At 41.5% G+C, this 18534-nt stretch carries 17 protein-coding genes; 4 read left to right on the top strand and 13 right to left on the bottom strand.

From position 1 onward, the window contains the following. Positions 1-120 precede the first annotated feature (120 nt). From QM629_RS01785 to QM629_RS01755, 7 genes are all read right to left on the bottom strand, one after another. A complete protein-coding gene (locus tag QM629_RS01785; RefSeq protein ID WP_415156573.1) occupies positions 121-1071 on the bottom strand; it encodes a phosphodiester glycosidase family protein in 951 nt (316 codons plus the stop codon). A 345-nt stretch (positions 1072-1416) separates the two neighbouring features. Continuing rightward, the gene (locus QM629_RS01780) at positions 1417-2250 is read right to left on the bottom strand and encodes a cyanophycinase (protein WP_415156571.1); all 834 of its coding nucleotides are present in this window, start codon (positions 2248-2250) and stop codon (positions 1417-1419) included. Between the two features lie 4 nt (positions 2251-2254). After that, positions 2255-3610, bottom strand: a complete 1356-nt coding sequence (locus tag QM629_RS01775; protein WP_415156569.1) for a RagB/SusD family nutrient uptake outer membrane protein — start codon at positions 3608-3610, stop codon at positions 2255-2257. A gap of 27 nt (positions 3611-3637) precedes the next feature. Continuing rightward, positions 3638-6736 carry a SusC/RagA family TonB-linked outer membrane protein gene (locus QM629_RS01770; RefSeq protein ID WP_415156567.1) on the bottom strand — a complete coding sequence of 1033 codons (3099 nt, stop codon included), beginning with the start codon at positions 6734-6736 and terminating at the stop codon, positions 3638-3640. 286 nt (positions 6737-7022) lie between these two features. Further along, positions 7023-8393: a histidine--tRNA ligase gene (gene hisS / locus QM629_RS01765; RefSeq protein ID WP_415156565.1), complete on the bottom strand. Its 1371-nt coding sequence runs from the start codon at positions 8391-8393 to the stop codon at positions 7023-7025. 41 nt (positions 8394-8434) lie between these two features. Further along, entirely contained in the window at positions 8435-8917 is a 483-nt protein-coding gene (locus QM629_RS01760; protein WP_415156563.1) for a low molecular weight protein-tyrosine-phosphatase, read from the bottom strand. Between the two features lie 118 nt (positions 8918-9035). After that, positions 9036-10313, bottom strand: coding sequence for a M16 family metallopeptidase (locus QM629_RS01755; RefSeq protein WP_415156561.1), 1278 nt, complete (start codon positions 10311-10313; stop codon positions 9036-9038). Between the two features lie 78 nt (positions 10314-10391). Here QM629_RS01755 and QM629_RS01750 point away from each other — a divergent pair, with 78 nt between their 5' ends. Then, entirely contained in the window at positions 10392-10631 is a 240-nt protein-coding gene (locus QM629_RS01750; protein WP_415156559.1) for a hypothetical protein, read from the top strand. 21 nt (positions 10632-10652) lie between these two features. Here QM629_RS01750 and QM629_RS01745 read toward each other — a convergent pair whose 3' ends face one another. After that, positions 10653-11990, bottom strand: coding sequence for an MATE family efflux transporter (locus QM629_RS01745; protein ID WP_415156557.1), 1338 nt, complete (start codon positions 11988-11990; stop codon positions 10653-10655). Between the two features lie 456 nt (positions 11991-12446). Here QM629_RS01745 and QM629_RS01740 point away from each other — a divergent pair, with 456 nt between their 5' ends. Next, positions 12447-12923: an Lrp/AsnC ligand binding domain-containing protein gene (locus QM629_RS01740; RefSeq protein WP_415156555.1), complete on the top strand. Its 477-nt coding sequence runs from the start codon at positions 12447-12449 to the stop codon at positions 12921-12923. Positions 12924-12973: 50 nt separating this feature from the next. Here QM629_RS01740 and QM629_RS01735 read toward each other — a convergent pair whose 3' ends face one another. Further along, entirely contained in the window at positions 12974-13390 is a 417-nt protein-coding gene (locus QM629_RS01735; protein WP_415156553.1) for a MerC domain-containing protein, read from the bottom strand. Positions 13391-13601: 211 nt separating this feature from the next. Between QM629_RS01735 and QM629_RS01730 the strand changes: the two genes are divergently transcribed. Then, positions 13602-14255: an SCO family protein gene (locus tag QM629_RS01730; RefSeq protein ID WP_415156551.1), complete on the top strand. Its 654-nt coding sequence runs from the start codon at positions 13602-13604 to the stop codon at positions 14253-14255. Positions 14256-14260: 5 nt separating this feature from the next. Next, complete coding sequence (locus tag QM629_RS01725; RefSeq protein WP_415156549.1) at positions 14261-14677, top strand: Fur family transcriptional regulator; 417 nt, start codon at positions 14261-14263, stop codon at positions 14675-14677. A gap of 7 nt (positions 14678-14684) precedes the next feature. Here QM629_RS01725 and QM629_RS01720 read toward each other — a convergent pair whose 3' ends face one another. The 4 genes from QM629_RS01720 to QM629_RS01705 all read right to left on the bottom strand — a co-directional run. Beyond that, the gene (locus tag QM629_RS01720) at positions 14685-15272 is read right to left on the bottom strand and encodes a GlxA family transcriptional regulator (RefSeq protein ID WP_415156547.1); all 588 of its coding nucleotides are present in this window, start codon (positions 15270-15272) and stop codon (positions 14685-14687) included. Positions 15273-15399: 127 nt separating this feature from the next. Beyond that, positions 15400-16464 carry a GTP-binding protein gene (locus tag QM629_RS01715; RefSeq protein WP_415156545.1) on the bottom strand — a complete coding sequence of 355 codons (1065 nt, stop codon included), beginning with the start codon at positions 16462-16464 and terminating at the stop codon, positions 15400-15402. Positions 16465-16566: 102 nt separating this feature from the next. Beyond that, the gene (locus QM629_RS01710; RefSeq protein ID WP_415156543.1) at positions 16567-16926 is read right to left on the bottom strand and encodes a hypothetical protein; all 360 of its coding nucleotides are present in this window, start codon (positions 16924-16926) and stop codon (positions 16567-16569) included. After that, the coding region (locus tag QM629_RS01705; RefSeq protein WP_415156541.1) for a GH116 family glycosyl hydrolase at positions 16926-18534 on the bottom strand (1609 nt) is incomplete at its 5' end. The genes QM629_RS01710 and QM629_RS01705, both read right to left, overlap by 1 nt.

Here is an 18534-nt window from a genome sequence, read left to right as displayed (position 1 = left end):
CTTTTAAGCTTAAAAGCAGGTTCCCGCCTGCGCGGGAATGACGGGCAGGAACGAGAATTAATCTTGCCATCTGATAAAGCAAGTACAAATTGCCAATGGTTTACTATAGTAACAATTTTATCACCGCCGCTCAATCAATATCACGTTTGCCACAGGCCTTTCGCCGGTGTGGTCCCATCTGGTTGTATCTGCAGGCAGGTTATCCAGGTCCATGCCCGGCTTATAGGCATCGCTGTGCAGCCATTGGTGATTATCTGAAGGATGATTCACTACGCCGCCGTAAGGATAATTCTTTACCCATAATGTGGTGGAACCGCCGCCATCCAGGTTAATGGCATTATACATTTTAAGCCAGTGCATCAGCAGGCTTAATTCAGCTATGCTCATGCCGGCGGCTTTTTCATTTCTCCCATCCACAGCAATAAGATATAATTTCTTTTTGCGCATAGCCAGTACCGAACGCGGGTTACGCCCAAAAAAACCCGTTTTCAAAGGCCATTCTATTATTTTATTTTTATAAACAAGCAAAGGGCCTGAAACCATTACCTCTTTACCAGGCAGATTGTCTTCCCAGGCGGCAGTGCTGTCCCATTGCACAATATTTACTTTATTGCGGCTGATGGTTATAGCCGCCTGCTGATGAAAAGAACGTTGCCCGTCTTTCACAAGTGTTGCATTTATAGCTTTTCCATTGCTGCGTATATAATCTTCTGAACCACCTTCCTTCATATTAAAGAACGTTCCGTTTATAGCTGCCACCGCATTCCTTTCCTGCGCATATTCATGTGTTGGTTTTAATTGTTTTGCCTCAGAGCCAATGCCTGCATGGTTTTTACGGCTGAGCTTTACCTCAAGTATGCTGATGTTTTGACTGGAATGGAAGAGTGTGCTGTCAAACCAGCACTGCTTTAATATAATGCCGGGCGCTACGTGCACAGCATTCCATTTTGCATTAACCACTGTTGCGGAATCTGTCTGGGCCTTTGCTGATATAACATGGCAGGCACAAACAGCCAGTACGATGGCAGCTTTAGTGAGGGAATAAAACCTGTGTTGTTGTTTTCCTCGCATTGAATAGGAGTTTCAAATTGATGTTATACTTACTGCTGCAAACATCAGCATATTCAGGTAAATGAAAAAGCCTGCAGCTAATCTTATGTAAGTTTTTAGGCAATAATCCAAGCGTTTTAGTATTGCGGATAAAGGGATTTTTTTTAATGATTTGACTGCAGCCGGGCGCATACAATCAACTTCAATAGCAACCTGCGGCAGGAAACATCAGCAGGCAAAATTTCTTTATTGTATTTTCAAATAAATTTCTAATTTAAGCTGCTGAATGATGCGGTGTATGAAATGGTTAATAAAAGCAGGGAGTAAGTTTGAATGAATAAAGCAGGTTAATTATTCCTGCAAAATTTATTTTAATTGAAACGAATCACCTTCCGTATAAATACTCATCTGCACATCTTCAAACTTTATAAAACCATCTTTTGTTACGTGCAAGTTTTGTGGGTGAGCAAACACAATCACCTGACTGGCCCCAACTACTTTTGCGTTATTACCATGCACAATAACAGCAGTGCCTTCATCAATACCAATGCAAGGCAGCGATGGATATGCTGCAATGGCTGTAAGCAGGCGGTTATACCGGCTGCGTACTATAAAATGCATATCAATAATGGCAGAATCAAGCAGGCTTAATCCTTCCTTAATTTCAATATTATTATTCCATAGTTTGGGAAAGGTTGATTCATACGCAGTATCGCCCAGCAATTGATTGCCGGTTATCATATAGTGTGCCATCATAGCAGCGCCTGCGCTTGTACCGGCAATGGTGGCGCCATTTGTATAGGCGGTTTGTATGGCTGACTGAATGGGTGTATGCAAAACAATATCCATAAAGCGGCTTTGGTCGCCGCCGCCGAGATAAATAAGTTTGGCGTTTTTTACCGAATCAAGCCAGGCTGTTTTATTAATATCATTCTTTGTAAAGTTGAAATTGATAACCTTGTTATGGCAAACCTCCGCGAATGATTCTTTAATATAGAAATAACCAGTATCGGGTTCAGTTGTAGCCATAGGCAGGAAAGCAATATAATCATCCGTTCTTAACTGCGCTGTTGCCACCAGTTGCTGCATTAATGTTTTTGATTTGTGGCCGCCTCCAATAATAAAAAGATTTCCCTGCTGGCTAAAAACAGGTAAGCACAGCATTAATGCTGTGCTTACGGTTATGAATTTGTGTTTCATACAATTAATATCCTTCATTTTGGGTAAGGTTTGAATTTGCATAAATTTCCCTTTGCGGAATAGGATAAATTAATTTGGGCGAATTCCAGGGCAATATTCCCACATTCTTTTCCAGCCTTTTTTCATCATGTAAGGTAAATCCTTCAAACGATAATTCGAGCGCACGTTCCAGCAGTATCTTGTCTAACGTTAACTGTGCTGCCCTGTAATCTTCAAGATTGGCTCTTTCCCTTACTGTATTTATATCGTCCACAGGTTTTGCGCCCACTGCGCTTCCCAAACGAAAGTTGCATTCGGCGCGGGTTAAATACAGTTCCGCCAAACGTATAAGGCGCACATTGCCATAATAATTTTCAAACTTAAGGGTGTATTCACCATCATATAAATTCTGCCTGTCGTCATCGGCTTCATATAAATCAAAGAACGAGTCTTCTATCTGAATATCGCCGCGCTGGTTTTCAGAATAATAGGTATTGAATTCATTTACGCCCGATGTAGCAGTTACCTGCATGGCAAAAATATCTTCCGTTGTATTAGGTATATATGCCGGCGGGTCTGCTGAAGGGAATGCAGCGGCATACGTTGACGTTAGCTGGTAGCCATTATCTTCAGCGAGCGTAATGGCATTGTTTTCTGCCAGCAATGCATTGGCATAATCCTGCTGCTGCAAATACACCCTTGCCAGCATGGCATACGCTGCAATATTGGTGGCATAGATATACGTGTTATCCGACTCTGTGCATTTTTCTGTGGCGTCGGTTAAATCGCTTATGGCCTGGGCATATACTTCGGCAACTGTATTTCTTTTAACCTTGCTTGAATCTGAAATTAATGTGGTAGGCGTAAGCACCAGCGGCACGCCTTCATTGTCGTCGGGATCGCCATCGTTCCAGGCTTTGGCATACATTCTCACCAGGTCGAAATACACACTGCCCCTTATAAATTTAGCTTCGCCTTCCACGCGGTCTTTTTCCGCATCCGTTACAAGGTCAAGATGTGCCAGCACATTGTTTACATCGTTAATGGCTTTATAGCCTGCCAGCCAGGTATCGGCAACAAAAGCGTTATTTACAAGAATTAATTTGTTATGTATCTGGGTAAATTGTTCAAACGTGCCGCTCCAGCTTAGCTGGCCTGAATCGCCTAAGAGATCAGCGCCCACAAAGAGCTGGCCGCCGTAAAAATCGCCATCCCCCAAATCATCATACGAGCCTTTCAAAGCGCCAATAACATCATCGCTTGTGTTAAACACATCATCCACATCAATGCTTGAGGTTGGCTTTGTATCTAATTGTTTATTGCAACTGCAAAAAATGAACAGCGCCAGTGCAATAAGTGTATTCAATATTTTATTTTTCATTTGTGTAATAATTTAAAGCGGAAGAATTTAGAGACCAATGTTGAAGCCTATGGTTACGGTTTTTAGCTGCGGCGCAGAATAAAAATCGTACCCTTTATTAATGTTGTCGCTATAGAAGTCTGCTGTAACCTCCGGGTCCCAGCCTGTGTATTTTGTGAAAGTGAATAAATTTTCGGCCCTCAGGAAAATATGCAAATGATCCATTTTCCACCTGTCCAGTAAATTTTTGGGAAGGTTATAGCCAAGCGATACTGCTTTTACCCGCATATAAGAACCGCCTGAGATATACCTGCTTGATGCAGAAGTCCCGTTTGCATAAAACAGCCTTGCTTCAGGCACCATCGTAATGTCGCCCGGTTCTTTCCAGGCTTTCAACTGGTCTGTGGTTTGGTTATCAAAACCATTGCTGCCGCTTGCCGACATAAACTCGCCGCCGCCGTTGTATATCTGGTTGCCATATACGCCCTGCAGCAGCACATCAAAATCAAAACCTTTATATGTAATGGCATTATCCAGCCCGTAAATAAAATCAGGGTTGGGATTGCCTATAACCACATCAGACGCTTCATTATAATCGTTAGTGGTTGAGCGGTCCCTGGTGCCATCTGTTTTAAGGGTGTTCAGGTAATACAGGGCATCGCCGTTTTCGGGATCGGCGCCTGCAAATTCCCTTGCATAAAACACGCCCAGCGGCTGGCCTTCGATGGCTTTGTTTACATTTGAGCCTAAAACCTGCCCGCCGAGATTGGTAACTTTATTGGTATTCCTGCTGAAATTAAAACTACTTGTCCACCTGAAATTTTTAGAAGCAATATTGGTTGAATTGATGGTTATTTCAAACCCTTTATTATTCAGGTTGCCCACGTTCTGGAGCTGCGATTCAAAGCCCGAAGTGCCCGGCACCTGCACATCCAATAAAAGGTCTTTTGTTTTTCTTGTATAATAGGCTATCTCAAAATCGAGCCTGCTGTTTAAAATGCTGAATTCAATGCCAAGGTCGGTTCCAAGTGTTGTTTCCCATTTAAGGTTTGGGTTAGGCAATTGCGAAGGCACCTGGCCGGCCTGCCCGCCATAAGCGGCGTAGGTATATAAACCCCTTGAAGCAAAATCAGGGATTTCATTATTGCCTGTTAAGCCATAACTGGCTTTTAATTTCAGGTAGTTGATAAATTTATTATCCCTGAGAAAATTTTCTTCGCTCATAACCCATCCTGCAGAAGCAGCAGGAAAAGAACCATACCTGTTGTTTTTTCCAAAGCGGGAAGACCCGTCAATCCTTTCACTTAATGCCACCAGGTATTTATTGTTGAACTTATAATTTAAACGGGCGAAATAAGACACCAGCGTGGCTTTGGTGGAAGAAGAGCTGGCGCCTGTTTTTGATGCGCCTGCATTTAATTTTTTATAAGCATCGCTGGGAAATTCTTCTGCGTCTGCTTCGCTGAAATCATAGCTTTCATCTTCATAGCTCATGCCCAATGTTGCATCCAGGTCATGCGTTTCTGCAAAGGTTTTTTTATAGGTAAAATAATTATTGGTTGTGTAGTGCAGCGATTGTGTGGTGGCATAAGAGCCTGCGCCATCCGGCACGCCAATATCACGCGCTGTTAGCCTTCCCCAGTAGCTGTCTTCCGTTTGGTTTAACTGGTCCATGCCAAATTCACTCCTGAAACTGAGCGCAGGCGTAATTGTCGCATTGGCATACACATTGCCAAACGTTCTGTTTACCAGCGTATGGTAGTAAGCATTTTCGTAAGCCAGCAGCGGGTTAAAATATACCGGGTAATTTGTATTGGGAGCGCCCGTTGAAAGATCAAGTGCGCCGCTGATTAAACCTGTCCTCGGGTCAATAACCGGTGTAATGGGCGACAGTGCCACGATCTGCAGCGGTGTGGAGAATTGGTCATCATCAGAAAGCCGGTAGTTTTTAGACCTTGCAAAGTTTATATTCATGCCCACATTCAGCCAGCTTCGTACCTGCTGATCTACGTTTAACCTTGCACTGTAGCGCTTAAACTGGTTGCCAATAAGAATGCCTTTCTGATCTAAGTACTGGCCCGAAAGAAACACTTTGGTTTTATCAGTGCCGCCCGAAACATTTATATCATATTGCGATATAGGCGCTCTTTGAAATGCTTCATCCTGCCAGTTGGTATTTACTTTAGCTGTTTCCCAGTCATCCGTTCCGGCAGCGTACCTTGTAAAACGGCTGTGCACATAATCAAGCTCATCTTCCAGGGCCGTTTCATAATCCGGTTCATATCCATAAATCACATCCTGCGTTGCAGCGCCTGCTGCTGCCTGCTCAAAATATGCCACCCATTGTTCAGCATTTAAAAAATCCCTTTTCCCTGTGGGGTTTTGCAGGCCGGTAAAATAATTAAATTCAATTTTTGAGGTGCCTGCTTTCCCTTTTTTTGTGGTGATGAGCACCACGCCGTTTGAGCCCCTGGAGCCATAGATAGCGGCGGCAGATGCATCTTTCAGAATTTCTATTGAAGCAATATCATTCATGTTCAAATCGGCCAGTGAACTGGTGGAAGAACCGTTGCTGGAAAGATCGGCCGAAGTAACCGGGATACCGTCAACCACATATAACGGCTGGTTGCCTGCAGTAACGGAAGAACCGCCGCGAATGGTTACATTGATGGCCTGCCCCAGCTTGCCATTTTGCTGTTGTACAAATACGCCCGCAGCACGGCCCTGCATGGCAGTTTCAAAACTGGTTACGGGCGTATTGGTAATATTTTTGGCATTTACCTGGGCAACAGAGCCGGTAATATCTTTTTTAAGGGTGGTGCCATAACCTACCACAACCACATCGTTCAGCGCTTTGGAAGTGGGTGTGAGCGCTATGTTTAAAGCGCCGGATGATGATAGGGGTACTTCTTTTTCTGCATAGCCAACTGAGGAAACCACAAGTGGTTTGGATGCAGATGATATTGCTATGGTAAAGTTGCCTTCCGCATCTGTAATAACGCCTTTATTCTGCCCTTTAATTACGACGGATGCGCCCGGGATCGGGGCATTTGTTTCTGCATCGGTAACCTTGCCTGAAACAGTGTTTTGCGAAAAGGCTGTAATGGAAAAAAACAATAAACTGCACAAAAGGTAAAATTTCTGCATGGAATTTATTTTTAGTTAGTGTAAAAACTTAGTTCTGTTAGCAAGCCCGCTTACATTATTTTTTCAGAGGTAGCTGCCTGCAACAAGCATACCCGGCTGTAGTAATCATGTCTCCAAAGGTTTCAGGTAAAAAAAACACTTCGTATGTATGATGCCGGCATAAAACTGGTTGGACTATTTTAAAATACAGGCAGGTTCTCTCTAAGCCTGTGCACGGTAGTTTGTTTTATCCGGGCAATCCAATAATTTTTCTTACTGTTATCTTACATTAGAAAGCAATTGAAAACTATTTGCTGCTTTGTGTAAAAGAAAAACCAATAAGTTCCGGTTGTGTTATGGTTTGCTGGTTTCCTGTATCCATATTTTTTATTACACAATTGCCTGCTTCCAGTTCTTTGCTGCCGATTATTATTATGTATGGAATCTTATTGCGTTCAGCATACTTGAACTGTTTATCAAATTTAGCGGCTTCGTGATATATTTCTGCCTTTATTTTATTACTCCTTAATTGTTGAAGCAGCATGTATGCTACCTGACTTTCCGCTTCGCCCAGGTTAAAAAATAAAACCTGCGTAGATGTTTGCAATGATGCAGGAAATAGCTGCAATTCTTCCATCACATCATATATCCTGTCCACGCCGAAGCTTATACCCACGCCTGGCAGGTTAGGCACATCAAATAAGCCGGTAAGATCATCGTACCTGCCGCCGCCGCCAATGCTGCCCATCTGTACATTATGGGCCTTGATTTCAAGAATGGTGCCTGTATAATAATTCAGGCCACGGGCCAATGTAAAATCTATAGAAAGGTTTGTGTTGTTTTGATTGCGCATCATTAAAAATTCCAGTTCGGCTATGCCTTCTTTCCCTGTTTCAATTTCGCTTATTAAAGATTTGATGCTGTTTAATCTGGATTCATTATCGCCATCAATTGAGATGTATTGTTCAATCAGTTCAATCTGTAAATGCTGCAGGCCTCTTTCTGCAAGCTCCGCTTTTACCTTATCCCAGCCTATCTTATCCAGCTTGTCAATAGGTACCGTTATATCGGTTATCCTGTCGCTGCCGCCGCACAGTTCTGCCAGCGCAGAAAGAATTTTCCTGTTATTGATCTTTATTTCAACATCAATATTCAGTTGTTTAAAAACATCTGTATAAATATTGATGAGCTCCACTTCATTTAATAAAGATTTGCTTCCAACCACATCGGCGTCGCACTGGTAAAATTCACGGTACCGGCCTTTTTGCGGGCGGTCGGCGCGCCAAACAGGCTGAACCTGGTAACGCTTAAACGGGAAATTGAGTTGCCCGTAATTCATGGCAACATAGCGGGCAAAAGGTATGGTAAGATCGTAGCGTAAGGCGCGTTCCGTAATGCCGGCGACATTTTTGCCTTCCAGTACCTTCTCAAAATCGAGCCTTGCCTGTTCGTGTTTTTCTTTCCGCTCCAGGCCATTGTTGAGTATTTTAAAAAGCAGCTTATCGCCTTCTTCACCATACTTGCCCAATAAAGTATCAAGGTTTTCCATAGCCGGTGTTTCCAGCGGCTGAAACCCATATAATTCAAAAACGTTTTTTATGGTATTGAAAATATAATTGCGTTTGCGTATGGCGGCTGCGTTAAAGTCCCTGGTTCCCTGCGGTAATGATGGTTTCATGCCTCTGGCTCCCTAAAGAGAGAATTATTTGTGAATAAATATTATACAAGCCTTTCGCCCTTTAAGGCCGGGGCATACTTTTCAATAATGGCATCACATGCCTTGTCAATCATGGCATATACTTCGTGATAGTTTTGTTCTGTTCCATACCATGGGTCAGGCACATCTATATTTTTTCCCGGGTGTATTTCATTCATCAGTAAATCTGCTTTTGAAGGGTTCCATACATCGCGGCTTATGCGTTTTATATCGTTATAAATATCTTTGTCCATTGCATAAATCTTATCAAAACGCAGCATATCTTCCTTTACAAATTGCCTGCAGCACTGGTGGCTTATATCCACGCCATTCAGTTTCGCCACTTTTTGCGAAAGCCTGTGCGGCGGTTCGCCCACGTGATAATTCGCCGTGCCTGCACTATCCACCTGCCAGTTTAAACCGGCTTTGTTTGCTTTGTCCTGCATGATACCTTCGGCCAGCGGGCTTCTGCAAATATTGCCCAGGCATACCATTAAAATCTTCATCCGTTCCTCCGTTTATTAAGGCGCAAATATAGCTAACCAAAACCTGATGGATATTTGTGGAACGTAAGATTGTTGTAATATCGTTTGCCCTGATAATTTCCGGATCAGGACAAATAAATTAAATAACCGTGAGCTTATAAAATGCTTCCGGCTGTAAATATTTAATTGCAAGCTCCTGGAGCTCTAACGCCGTAATTTTTTTTATGGTATGAATGCTTTTATTAAAATAATCTTCGGCAAGGTTATTTATAATATAGGTTTTCCAGCGGGATATAGTTTGAAAAGGCCCGTCCAGATCGCCAAGAATGCTTCCAATCATATAATTGCGCACAAGATGCAGCTCTTCTTTACCCACAGGCTCTTCCCGCAGGCGCTTCATTTCTTTAAATACTTCTTCTGCAGTAGCTTCGCAAACATCGCGGCCTGCTTCGGTTGCAATCATCCATGCGCTTTCATGAATATGATTTTGCAGGTAGCTGTGTATGCCGTAGGTATAGCCTTTGTCTTCCCGTATATTGCTCATGAGCCTTGAGCCAAAATAACCGCCGAGAATATTATTAAGCACCTGCACTTTCATGAAATCGGGGTGGTGCCTGCTGAAAAAATTCCTTGCTATGCGTATGGCGCCCTGAACGCCGTTTTCATCATTAACAATAAAATGTTCTTTTGTTTTTTCAGGGTTATTGTTATAGTTAATAATGCCGGCCTGTTTATTGCAAAGTAAAGCCCCAAAGTTTCTGTTGAGCAACGCTTCAATATTATGAGGCAGGTTGCCTGCAATAAATATGATGCATTTACCATTAATATAGTATTTATCATAAAAGCGGATAAGATTGCTGCGCTCAAGCTTATCATAATCTGTTACAGATGCGTATCTGCCATACGGATGAGAAAACCCAAAAAGAAATTTATCAATAAGCCTGTTGGCAACAAAATCGCATTTTTTAAGGCTTACTTCAAGGCCCTGCTTCTGGTTTTGCTGGTATATGGCAAGTTCCTGTTCGGGAAAAACGCTTTCTGTAAAGAGCTCATTTACCAAAGGCAAAAGTTCAGGCAAATGTTTACTCAGGCTATGGAGTTTTATGGAAGCTGTTTCGTTATAACAATTTCGGTTTAAATAAGCGCCATAAAATTCAAAATGCTCATTTATTTCAAAAGCGGTTTTGTTTTTTGTTCCGTTTTTCAGCAAATAGTTTACACAGGCTGCAGTCATATTCTCCTGCTCATAAGCATTGCCTGCATAAAATACCCATTCTGCAAAAGCCACTTCCTGCTCCGGCGCCCGCAATGCATATACCTGTATCCCGTTATCGAGTGTAAAGCATTCAAGCGGTTTTAAGTGAAGGTTGAAATCGGCTGCATCTATAATATCCGGTTGTACTCTTCTGTTCAGCATAAATTATTTTCAAAGCGGCAAATGTACTTCAATGCCGGTTATAATTTTCTTCTCTTACTTTGTATATATTTTTAAAAGATGGAACCAGGAATAAGGGTGTTTTTTAAACGTTTGGCAACTACCATTGCTATGTTTGTTTTGTGGATGATCATTAATATGGTGGCAGGCATAAAATATAAATATGCTTTGTTTGAAGATGGGTTTACTGCCGGCAATATTGTGTTTTATATATGGGCGCCTGCAAGTTTTGCTGCATTGATTATTTTCTATATAAGGCTTTGGAAAAAACCCATAGAAAACCTGCACGACAACCCCTGATAACAAGGTATAAAAGATGCATTATATCTTTTTGCCCATCCATTTATTGCTTTGTATATACCAGTAAGATGGAATGAATATGGCTATCCAGTACAGCCATTCGCTCATCCAGCCTATGGTTATAGACAGGTTGAAATGCTCAAGCGCTGTATAAACATACAGGCAATACAATACAATGGCAATGATTTCTGTTATCAGGTTTCTCCGGCTGTTGCCTGTGCCGAGAACGGCATTCAGCCATATTGAAGAAACAGATTGCAATACCAGCGCAAAAGAAATTATCCTGGCAACGGGTATGGCAGCGTTAATAAAGCCATCATTCTGCCCGTAAGCGCTTAAAAAAAACCTCGTAAACAGGTTAATAAGAATGGCTATGCCTATTGAAAATATTAACCCGAGTTTTGAGATTTTATATATCAGTTCCTTTACGTGGTTTTCTAATTTCTGGCCGATAATATTGCTTACCATACTGTTTGACGCTGATGCAAACGACCAGGCAAAGCAGCCAAATATGCCAAACAGATTGCGCATGATGTTTGAAATGGCAAGCGCCTGTGTGCCATGATGTTCAATAAGGATATAAAAAAATTCCCAGCTTCCCACGCTTATGGCAGATTGTAAAACGATTGGCGCCGATTGATGCAGGATAAGTTTGATTGAATTGAGATGGAGTTTTTTGTTTTTGAAAAGGTTAATGCTTTTGCCTATTCCTTTAAAATGAATTACCCCAAATATGGTTACAAGCCCTGTAAACTCAGCAATGATGGAAGCATAGGCAGCGCCGTTAAAGCCCAGTTCAGGAAAACCAAAATGCCCGAAAATAAAAGCATAATCAAAGAAAACATTTGCCAGCGTTTCGGCCAGTGCGCCAATTATGAGGTATTTACTTTTATTAATGCTGATGAGCAGGGCATTTCGCAACTGGTAGATATATAAAAATGGCAGCCCCCAAATGCGGATGCGCAAAAAGCCAACAGCCATTTGCATATCCTGTTTGCTGTGCAATGAATATTTTAAAATGAAGGGAGCAATAAACCATGTAATGAATATGCCGGCAATAGCAAATGCCAGTGCAATGCGCACTGCCTGGAAAAATAAAAGGCCTATTTCACCCGCCTTATTTTCACCGGCCCGGCGGCTCATTAAAGCCTGCAATCCATTGCTTAGCCCAAAGCCCATTACGCCGAAAACCAGGTAATACACACCCGTAATGCCTGCTACCGCCAAAGCTTCTTCGCTTAAATGGCCCAGGAAAATATTATTGGTAATGAAATTAATATTGGGGACCAATATGGAAAGGGCAATTGGCAGTGCAATGCGCAGTATTTGTTTATTGGTTATTTCTACGGTGAGTTGCATGGGGGCGCAAAGCTAAGCAAGCGGCAAAGAAAAATGAACAAAAGAGCGCCCTTAACTGCAATATTTGGAAACGGTATGCAAAACTAAAAAACAAAAAAGCCTTAACTCTTTCTAAATCAAATAAGTTAAGGCTTTTGCAAGCTGTAGGGGGAGGGTTCGAACCTCCACGGGGCAGTTAGCCAAAATGCAAAGTTTAGTGGTCAACCCTGGTCGGCCTTACCAAAAGTAACGTCGGCTCTACCTTTTGTTTATCCTGTAATCCCCACCCCCGAGACGAGAGGGCATGTCTGCCAAAAATTTCATCACCCCACAGTATATAAGAACTATCGTATTTGCCATGCAATATTAATACGAAAAACCTGTTGGGTAGAAATTTTTCAAGCTAAAATTTTAAATTATAGAAAATATTCAGAAAATTGCGTTTTTAAATGAATAATATCTAAAATCAGTATTGATATGCCCGGTAAATTAAATCTTGACAAACTGGATTTCCAGATAATCCAGGCTATGATGGACAATGCCAGCATTTCTTATGCCGACCTTGGGAAAAAATTATTTGTTTCAGGCGGCACTATCCACGTGCGCATAAAAAAGCTGCAGGAACTCGGCATAGTACGGGGAACGAAGTTTAATATAGATTTTAAAATCCTTGGATATGATGTTATCGCTTTCATTGGCATATATCTCGAAAAAAGTTCTTTGTACGATGCAGTGGCTACGCAGCTAAAAAAAATCCCGCAAATAGTCCGCCTTAATTATACAACGGGTAATTACAGCATGTTTGCAGAAGTGGTTTGCAAAGACATTAACCAGTTAAAGCTCGTACTGCACGATGAGCTTCAGAAAATAAAAGGTATTGAGCGTACCGATACCATTATATCGCTTGAAGAAAGCTTTTCCAGGAATGTATTGGTGGGAGAAAGCGATGTATAAAACGGGGCCAGACCTTCAAAAGCGTCAGGCTGGCGGCAGATTGGTTAAACCTACCCAACCAATTGCTCGTGGCTGCAATCGTTTTTATGGCAATGATCAGCCTTTCTGCAATCCTTGTAATTTAAAATATGCGCGCTGATAATAAGCGTGGCGGCGGGTATAAGCAACAATAATTCGGCGCCTGCAACAGCTTCCTTCAATATTAAAAGCACCATGCCTGTTAAGAAAATGATTAGCGGCAATGTTTTATGATGATGCTTTTTCCAGCCGTGATACAATGAATAAGACCCGATGAGGCCGGCCAGAATAATCATGCTGTATTCAAAAACCTTATTATGTAAAACTTCAAGCCCAAACAACGGCAGGCTTGTAAAAAATAAGGGCAGAACGGCACAGTGAACAGCACAAACCAGGGATGCAGAAACCCCTAATGTATCAAGGTTTATTTTTCTAAGCGTCTTTATCATTGAAGAGCAAATGTATGCTTTTGCAACAGTGTTGCAAAATTAATTTCGTTAACAAGGGCGCATTTCAAATTTTCGCTTTATACGCGGCACTCCGGTCGGTGAGACACCGACCGGTAGCGGGTTCTACAGGTGGGCGTCACCACCACCTGCGAAAATTTGAAATACACACCGTTAACAATTGTTTGTTTAAGGCTTTTATAACTTTGCATATATGAATAAGAAGGTTGTTGGGTATATTATTTTCTTTGCAGCGCTTACCATCGGGTTTCTGTTTGCTGTTTTTGCCGGTACAGATAAATGGAAAGCCAAATCCCCGGTTATCAGCTTTGTAAAACCTTTTGTTTTCATTAACCAGGATAGTAAACCTTTCACGGAAAAAAATATGGCCGGAAAGGTTTGTGCCGTTAATTTCTTTTTCACTACCTGCAAAGGCGTTTGTCCCATTATGAATAATAACCTTAATAAAGTGTACAGCGATTTTGAAAATGAAAAAGACTTCATGATTGTTTCCCACACCTGCGATCCTGAAACAGATTCTGCAGCGCAATTAAAACATTATGCAGATTCAATGAAGGTTGATACGCGTAAATGGGTTTTTCTTACCGGCAGGAAAGACAGCCTCTACCTTGCAGCCCGCAACAGTTATCTTATAGATGATCCTAATAATAATGTAGGTAATATTAACGATCAGTTTTTACATTCCCAGTTTGTTGCGCTGGTTGATAGATTTGGCAATGTGCGCGGCCAGGTGTATGATGCTTTAAAGCCGGAAGATTTAAAGCTGATGGAAACAAATATCCGGGCCTTATTAAAAGAAACAACGCCGCCGGAAACCACTTCAAACGGCACTTCATTCGCAAATTAACCGATATGAAAGATGAAATAACTGACATATTAAAACACAGCCAGCTTAGCGTTACAGAAAACAGGCTAAAGATTTTGGAGCTGTTTCAAAAAAACGGGAAGGCGCTTTCTCACGGCGATATTGAAAAGCTGAGTGGTAAAAATTTTGACCGTGTAACTATTTACCGCACACTTCAAACCTTTGTTGATAAAGGTATCATCCATACCATACCTACGGCAGACAATTCCATCATGTATGCGCTGTGCAAAGAAACCTGCAGTGAAGGCCATCATCACGATGATCATGTACATTTTTTATGCGAAGAATGTGGTACAACCTACTGTTTGGATAATGTAACCATTCCGGAGGTGAATATTCCCAAAGGTTTTTCCGTACACCAAACAAATATTCTGGTAAACGGTGTTTGTAAAAATTGTAAATAATTTTAAACTATGCGGTAACCGCTTCTTTATTATACTTGTTTCTATACTCAAGCGGCGATAATCCTGTTAGCTTTTTAAAGATGGTTCTGAAAGCTTTCGGATCATTATAACCAACATCATACATCACTTCATTTACATTTTTTCTCCCGCTTTCAAAATGCTTTGTGGCCGCTTCAATCTTTACACGCTGAATATATTCAACCACGGTGTTCGATGTTGCTTTTTTAAACCTGCGTTCCATATTTCTTCTGCCCAGGGCAGACATTTGTGCAAGCTGGTCAACCGTTATTCTTTCTTCAAAATTATTTTCAATAAACTCCTGCGCTTTCTTTATCGGTTCATCATCCTGCGTTTTCCGGCCCTCAAAAATTATAAAGGGCGATTGGCTTATCCTGTCAATATCAATCATAAATTTTTTGGCAATAATCACCGCTGTATGCCGGCCGGCATATTTTTCAATGATATACACCAGCAGGTTTAAAAAAGAAGAGACCATTCGTGCACTGAAAGCGTCAATAGTGAATTTGCGGTGCGGCCGCCATGAAGCTGATCTTTCTGAAATGGTTAACCTGCCTGTATTTGGAGAAATTACCAAAATTGAATTGCTGCATTTTGTTTTATACCATACACAAAGGCATATCCGCCAGTTAAAAAATATACTTAGCTCAATTAGATAGTGCCTGGAGGGAAAACGCCGCTTTTAAAAAAGTACACCTGATTTTTTAAACCGTAATCCTGTGCGTTGGCGTTGGATAACCGGGCCGGAATGAGGCAAAGCCTTCTTTTACTATAACACAATTATTTTCTTTTTCTGTTTGCTGAACCGCCTCATGAATAAGTGAACTTAAAAAGGCCGGCGTTGTTTGAATGCGGGCATTTATTAAAATTGATGATGAGCCTGAATTGTATATTTCATTCAGTGCAGAATCATCTTCTGAAGCTGTATAGCTTATTTTAATTGTATTATCAATCAAAAATTTTAAATGGCCGATAGTCAGTCCTTCTTTCTGAATAGTGTTATAAATTAATTGCGCCAGTTGTATGGCTGTTTGCTGAGCATCGTTAATATCGCTTTCAATTTTTAATTCTGCATCTAACCATGCCAGCATAGCTTCCCCCGCACCATAAATGGAGTAATCAATATCCAGGGAAGATGGAATAAAATGATTCGTTCTGTTTGTTATAACATTTAACCACTGTGTTGTGCTTTCATCACTGGTGCCATTGATATAAATGATTTTTCTGCCTGGATATTGATCCTGTAAAAATCGCTGTACGCTATTCAATGTTTCTTCATTTACCAAATCAATTTTTGAAACAACAATTACACCAGCTTCTTCCAGTTGTTTTGTATAGATGTATTGCACTTCTTTATTAAACAAATTTTTTTTCTCAACAAAAAGCATCTGCAGCAAACGAACATCCGCAAAAGTTGAAACGGTTACCGTTACATCCTTCCGGAACTGCAATAAGGGCTTCATTACGGTTGCAACAATGTCTGTGCACGAACCAACCGATTCGGCAAAAATCACTTCCGGGTTATTGGTTTGAATAAGCGATTGAATATTTTTATCCAGTGCATTATAATTGCAGCAGAAACAGCCGTTAATAACCTGCCGGTTTGGAATAGAATGGCTTTCAAAAAAACCGGTATCAACCAGTTTTATACCCTGGTCGTTGGTAATAACACCAACGCTTAAACCTTGTTCCATTAGTGCTTTACAGGCTGTTTGAATAGCTGTGGTTTTACCGCTGCCCAAAAACCCGCTTATTAAATGTAAGTTCATTTAAATTTTTTTGTGTAATAAATTCTTCGTGAACCTTTGAGTCTTTCAGCCTTCGTGGTTTCAATTGAACCACAAAGTCACGAAGGCACAAAGAAAAGATCATTATTTTGATGATTGAACATCATAACATTCACAATCGTCTTCGCAAATCTTTGCTGTGATTTGCACAGGATAACCTAACGCAATTTCTTCAGGAAGCGCTTCACGCACATCATCAATAATTACATCAAATTCAAAATCATCATCGGCTTCACTGTTTTCTTTAAAAAGATATATTTTCTTTTTATCACCAGCTCCTAACCCTTTTATCTGTTGCTGAAGCGCAGGTAAAATTCCCGCTGAACCATGTAAATAATTTACCGGTGATGCCTGCATTGTATCTTCCAGCATCTCGCCTTTACCATTGCGCATGATATACCGTAAAGCCACGACCCTGTCTTTATCTGCACATAAATTTTCCATTATGCTTTTCTATTGCCTGTAACAGTTTTGTCAATATCAATCTTTCCATACACCACTTTCACAGAAACCTTACCTGCTTTAGAACTCACTGTTCCAAATCCGGTTGCCGTTGAAATGAAAGAAGTGAAGTCGCCAACCTTCGAATCAACATATAACGTTTTATCAACCGCATCATAACGCACACCGGTTAACGCCTGCAACATGCCATAACTGCTCATGGCACGTGCATACCAATGGCCGCATTCATATTCGTTGAAGGGATTGCGTATCCTGCCATCGTAACGGTTGCGGCAAAGTTTTACAATATCCAAACCTTGCTGTACATGGCCCATTTCCATTAAATGTGCAGCCACCTGGTATTCAATGCCCGTCCATACTTCATCGCTGTAAACAAACGGTAATGACAACTTGCCGCCTTTCGGCCATGTACACAATAACAAGCCGCCTTCATCGCCTAATGCATAAGCAGGCCTTTGCGGGTTCGCATGTTCTTTCAACGACGTCTTTAAATTGTATTTATGAACAGCCAGTAAATGACTGCTTACTTTCTTATCCTCAACAAATGCCGGCAAGGCACACATGCTGCCTATCCATGCGCCTAAAATGCCATCACTTAAACAGCCTCTTCCATACTGATATTTCGGGCCTTCTTCTTTTAATATTTCGATGGCTTCAGCAGAATAATCACCACCAAACGACTGTGCTGTTGCAGGGTTTTCCGCTTTCAGGTTTTTATATTCAATATCCTGGAAAAAATATTCACCATCAAACAAATTTGTTTCGAGTTGTACTTTTCCTTTCTTATACAAATCTTCATAACGGCCCACATCTTTATTTAAATGTTTACCCATTAAAATAATGGCAGTTAATGCGCCAAGATAAAAGGATGTGATCATGCCATCAGGCCCCCAGAATTCAATATCATACGTGTTGTGATGCGGTTCTTCAACAACGCCTTTACCTTTCGGGTCCCACGTGGCAATGCAATAATCCAAACTTGTTTTTACAACAGGATAAATCCTGCGCAGCCATTCGTTATCACCGCTTATCCGCCACTCCCTGTACACTTTCATAATGCCGCCCAACTGTCCGTCTGATGCTGCATGAAAATCATGTTTTAAAGGACTGATTGGAAGATTAGCCCTAAAGCCCTGGTGGCCTGCTTTATTCTGGCACTCGCAAAATTCTGTATTGCGCAAAGTTTTTTCCAATGCCGGAAAAAGATGCGGCATGGCCTGCGCATAATTCCATACATGCGTGCAGGAGCCATGGCAACAACCGCCATCATCACCACAACCTTCCCACGCCCAAAGCCTGCCATCATACTGCCGAAGCACCGTTGGCGATTTTAATATAGTAAGATTGGCTGCAACGGCTTCCATTACTTCAGGTGGCAATGCGCTTGCATAAAAGGCTTCAGCAAATAATGCTGATCTTGATTGCAGTTCACTGTAATTCTTTTTCCAGTAATCGGCCACTTCTTCAACGTTGGCAAAACGGCTGCTGTACCAGGGCTTGTAATTGGATGAAAGGCTTTTCTTTCCATTCACTGCTCCTAAATCTTCAGGCGCTGCACAACATCCGCTTTCAGGACTGCAATCTTTTTTT

Origin of the sequence: Parafilimonas sp. (assembly GCF_047606085.1) — a bacterium.
In the GTDB taxonomy this organism is placed as follows: Bacteria; Bacteroidota; Bacteroidia; order Chitinophagales; family Chitinophagaceae; genus Parafilimonas.
The sequence above is the reverse complement of the archived record's forward strand: the minus strand, read 5'-3'. Positions and strand labels throughout refer to the sequence as shown.

Excerpts from the sequence above, each read along its gene's own strand:
- QM629_RS01780 (WP_415156571.1), bottom strand. The coding sequence starts at position 2,250 with ATGAAACACAAATTCATAACCGTAAGCACAGCATTAATGCTGTGCTTA.
- QM629_RS01785 (WP_415156573.1), bottom strand. The coding sequence starts at position 1,071 with ATGCGAGGAAAACAACAACACAGGTTTTATTCCCTCACTAAAGCTGCC.
- QM629_RS01760 (WP_415156563.1), bottom strand. The coding sequence starts at position 8,917 with ATGAAGATTTTAATGGTATGCCTGGGCAATATTTGCAGAAGCCCGCTG.
- QM629_RS01775 (WP_415156569.1), bottom strand. The coding sequence starts at position 3,610 with ATGAAAAATAAAATATTGAATACACTTATTGCACTGGCGCTGTTCATT.
- QM629_RS01710 (WP_415156543.1), bottom strand. The coding sequence starts at position 16,926 with ATGGAAAATTTATGTGCAGATAAAGACAGGGTCGTGGCTTTACGGTAT.
- QM629_RS01745 (WP_415156557.1), bottom strand. The coding sequence starts at position 11,990 with ATGCAACTCACCGTAGAAATAACCAATAAACAAATACTGCGCATTGCA.
- QM629_RS01755 (WP_415156561.1), bottom strand. The coding sequence starts at position 10,313 with ATGCTGAACAGAAGAGTACAACCGGATATTATAGATGCAGCCGATTTC.
- hisS (WP_415156565.1), bottom strand. The coding sequence starts at position 8,393 with ATGAAACCATCATTACCGCAGGGAACCAGGGACTTTAACGCAGCCGCC.
- QM629_RS01770 (WP_415156567.1), bottom strand. The coding sequence starts at position 6,736 with ATGCAGAAATTTTACCTTTTGTGCAGTTTATTGTTTTTTTCCATTACA.
- QM629_RS01715 (WP_415156545.1), bottom strand. The coding sequence starts at position 16,464 with ATGAACTTACATTTAATAAGCGGGTTTTTGGGCAGCGGTAAAACCACA.
- QM629_RS01740 (WP_415156555.1), top strand. The coding sequence starts at position 12,447 with ATGCCCGGTAAATTAAATCTTGACAAACTGGATTTCCAGATAATCCAG.
- QM629_RS01750 (WP_415156559.1), top strand. The coding sequence starts at position 10,392 with ATGGAACCAGGAATAAGGGTGTTTTTTAAACGTTTGGCAACTACCATT.
- QM629_RS01735 (WP_415156553.1), bottom strand. The coding sequence starts at position 13,390 with ATGATAAAGACGCTTAGAAAAATAAACCTTGATACATTAGGGGTTTCT.
- QM629_RS01725 (WP_415156549.1), top strand. The coding sequence starts at position 14,261 with ATGAAAGATGAAATAACTGACATATTAAAACACAGCCAGCTTAGCGTT.
- QM629_RS01730 (WP_415156551.1), top strand. The coding sequence starts at position 13,602 with ATGAATAAGAAGGTTGTTGGGTATATTATTTTCTTTGCAGCGCTTACC.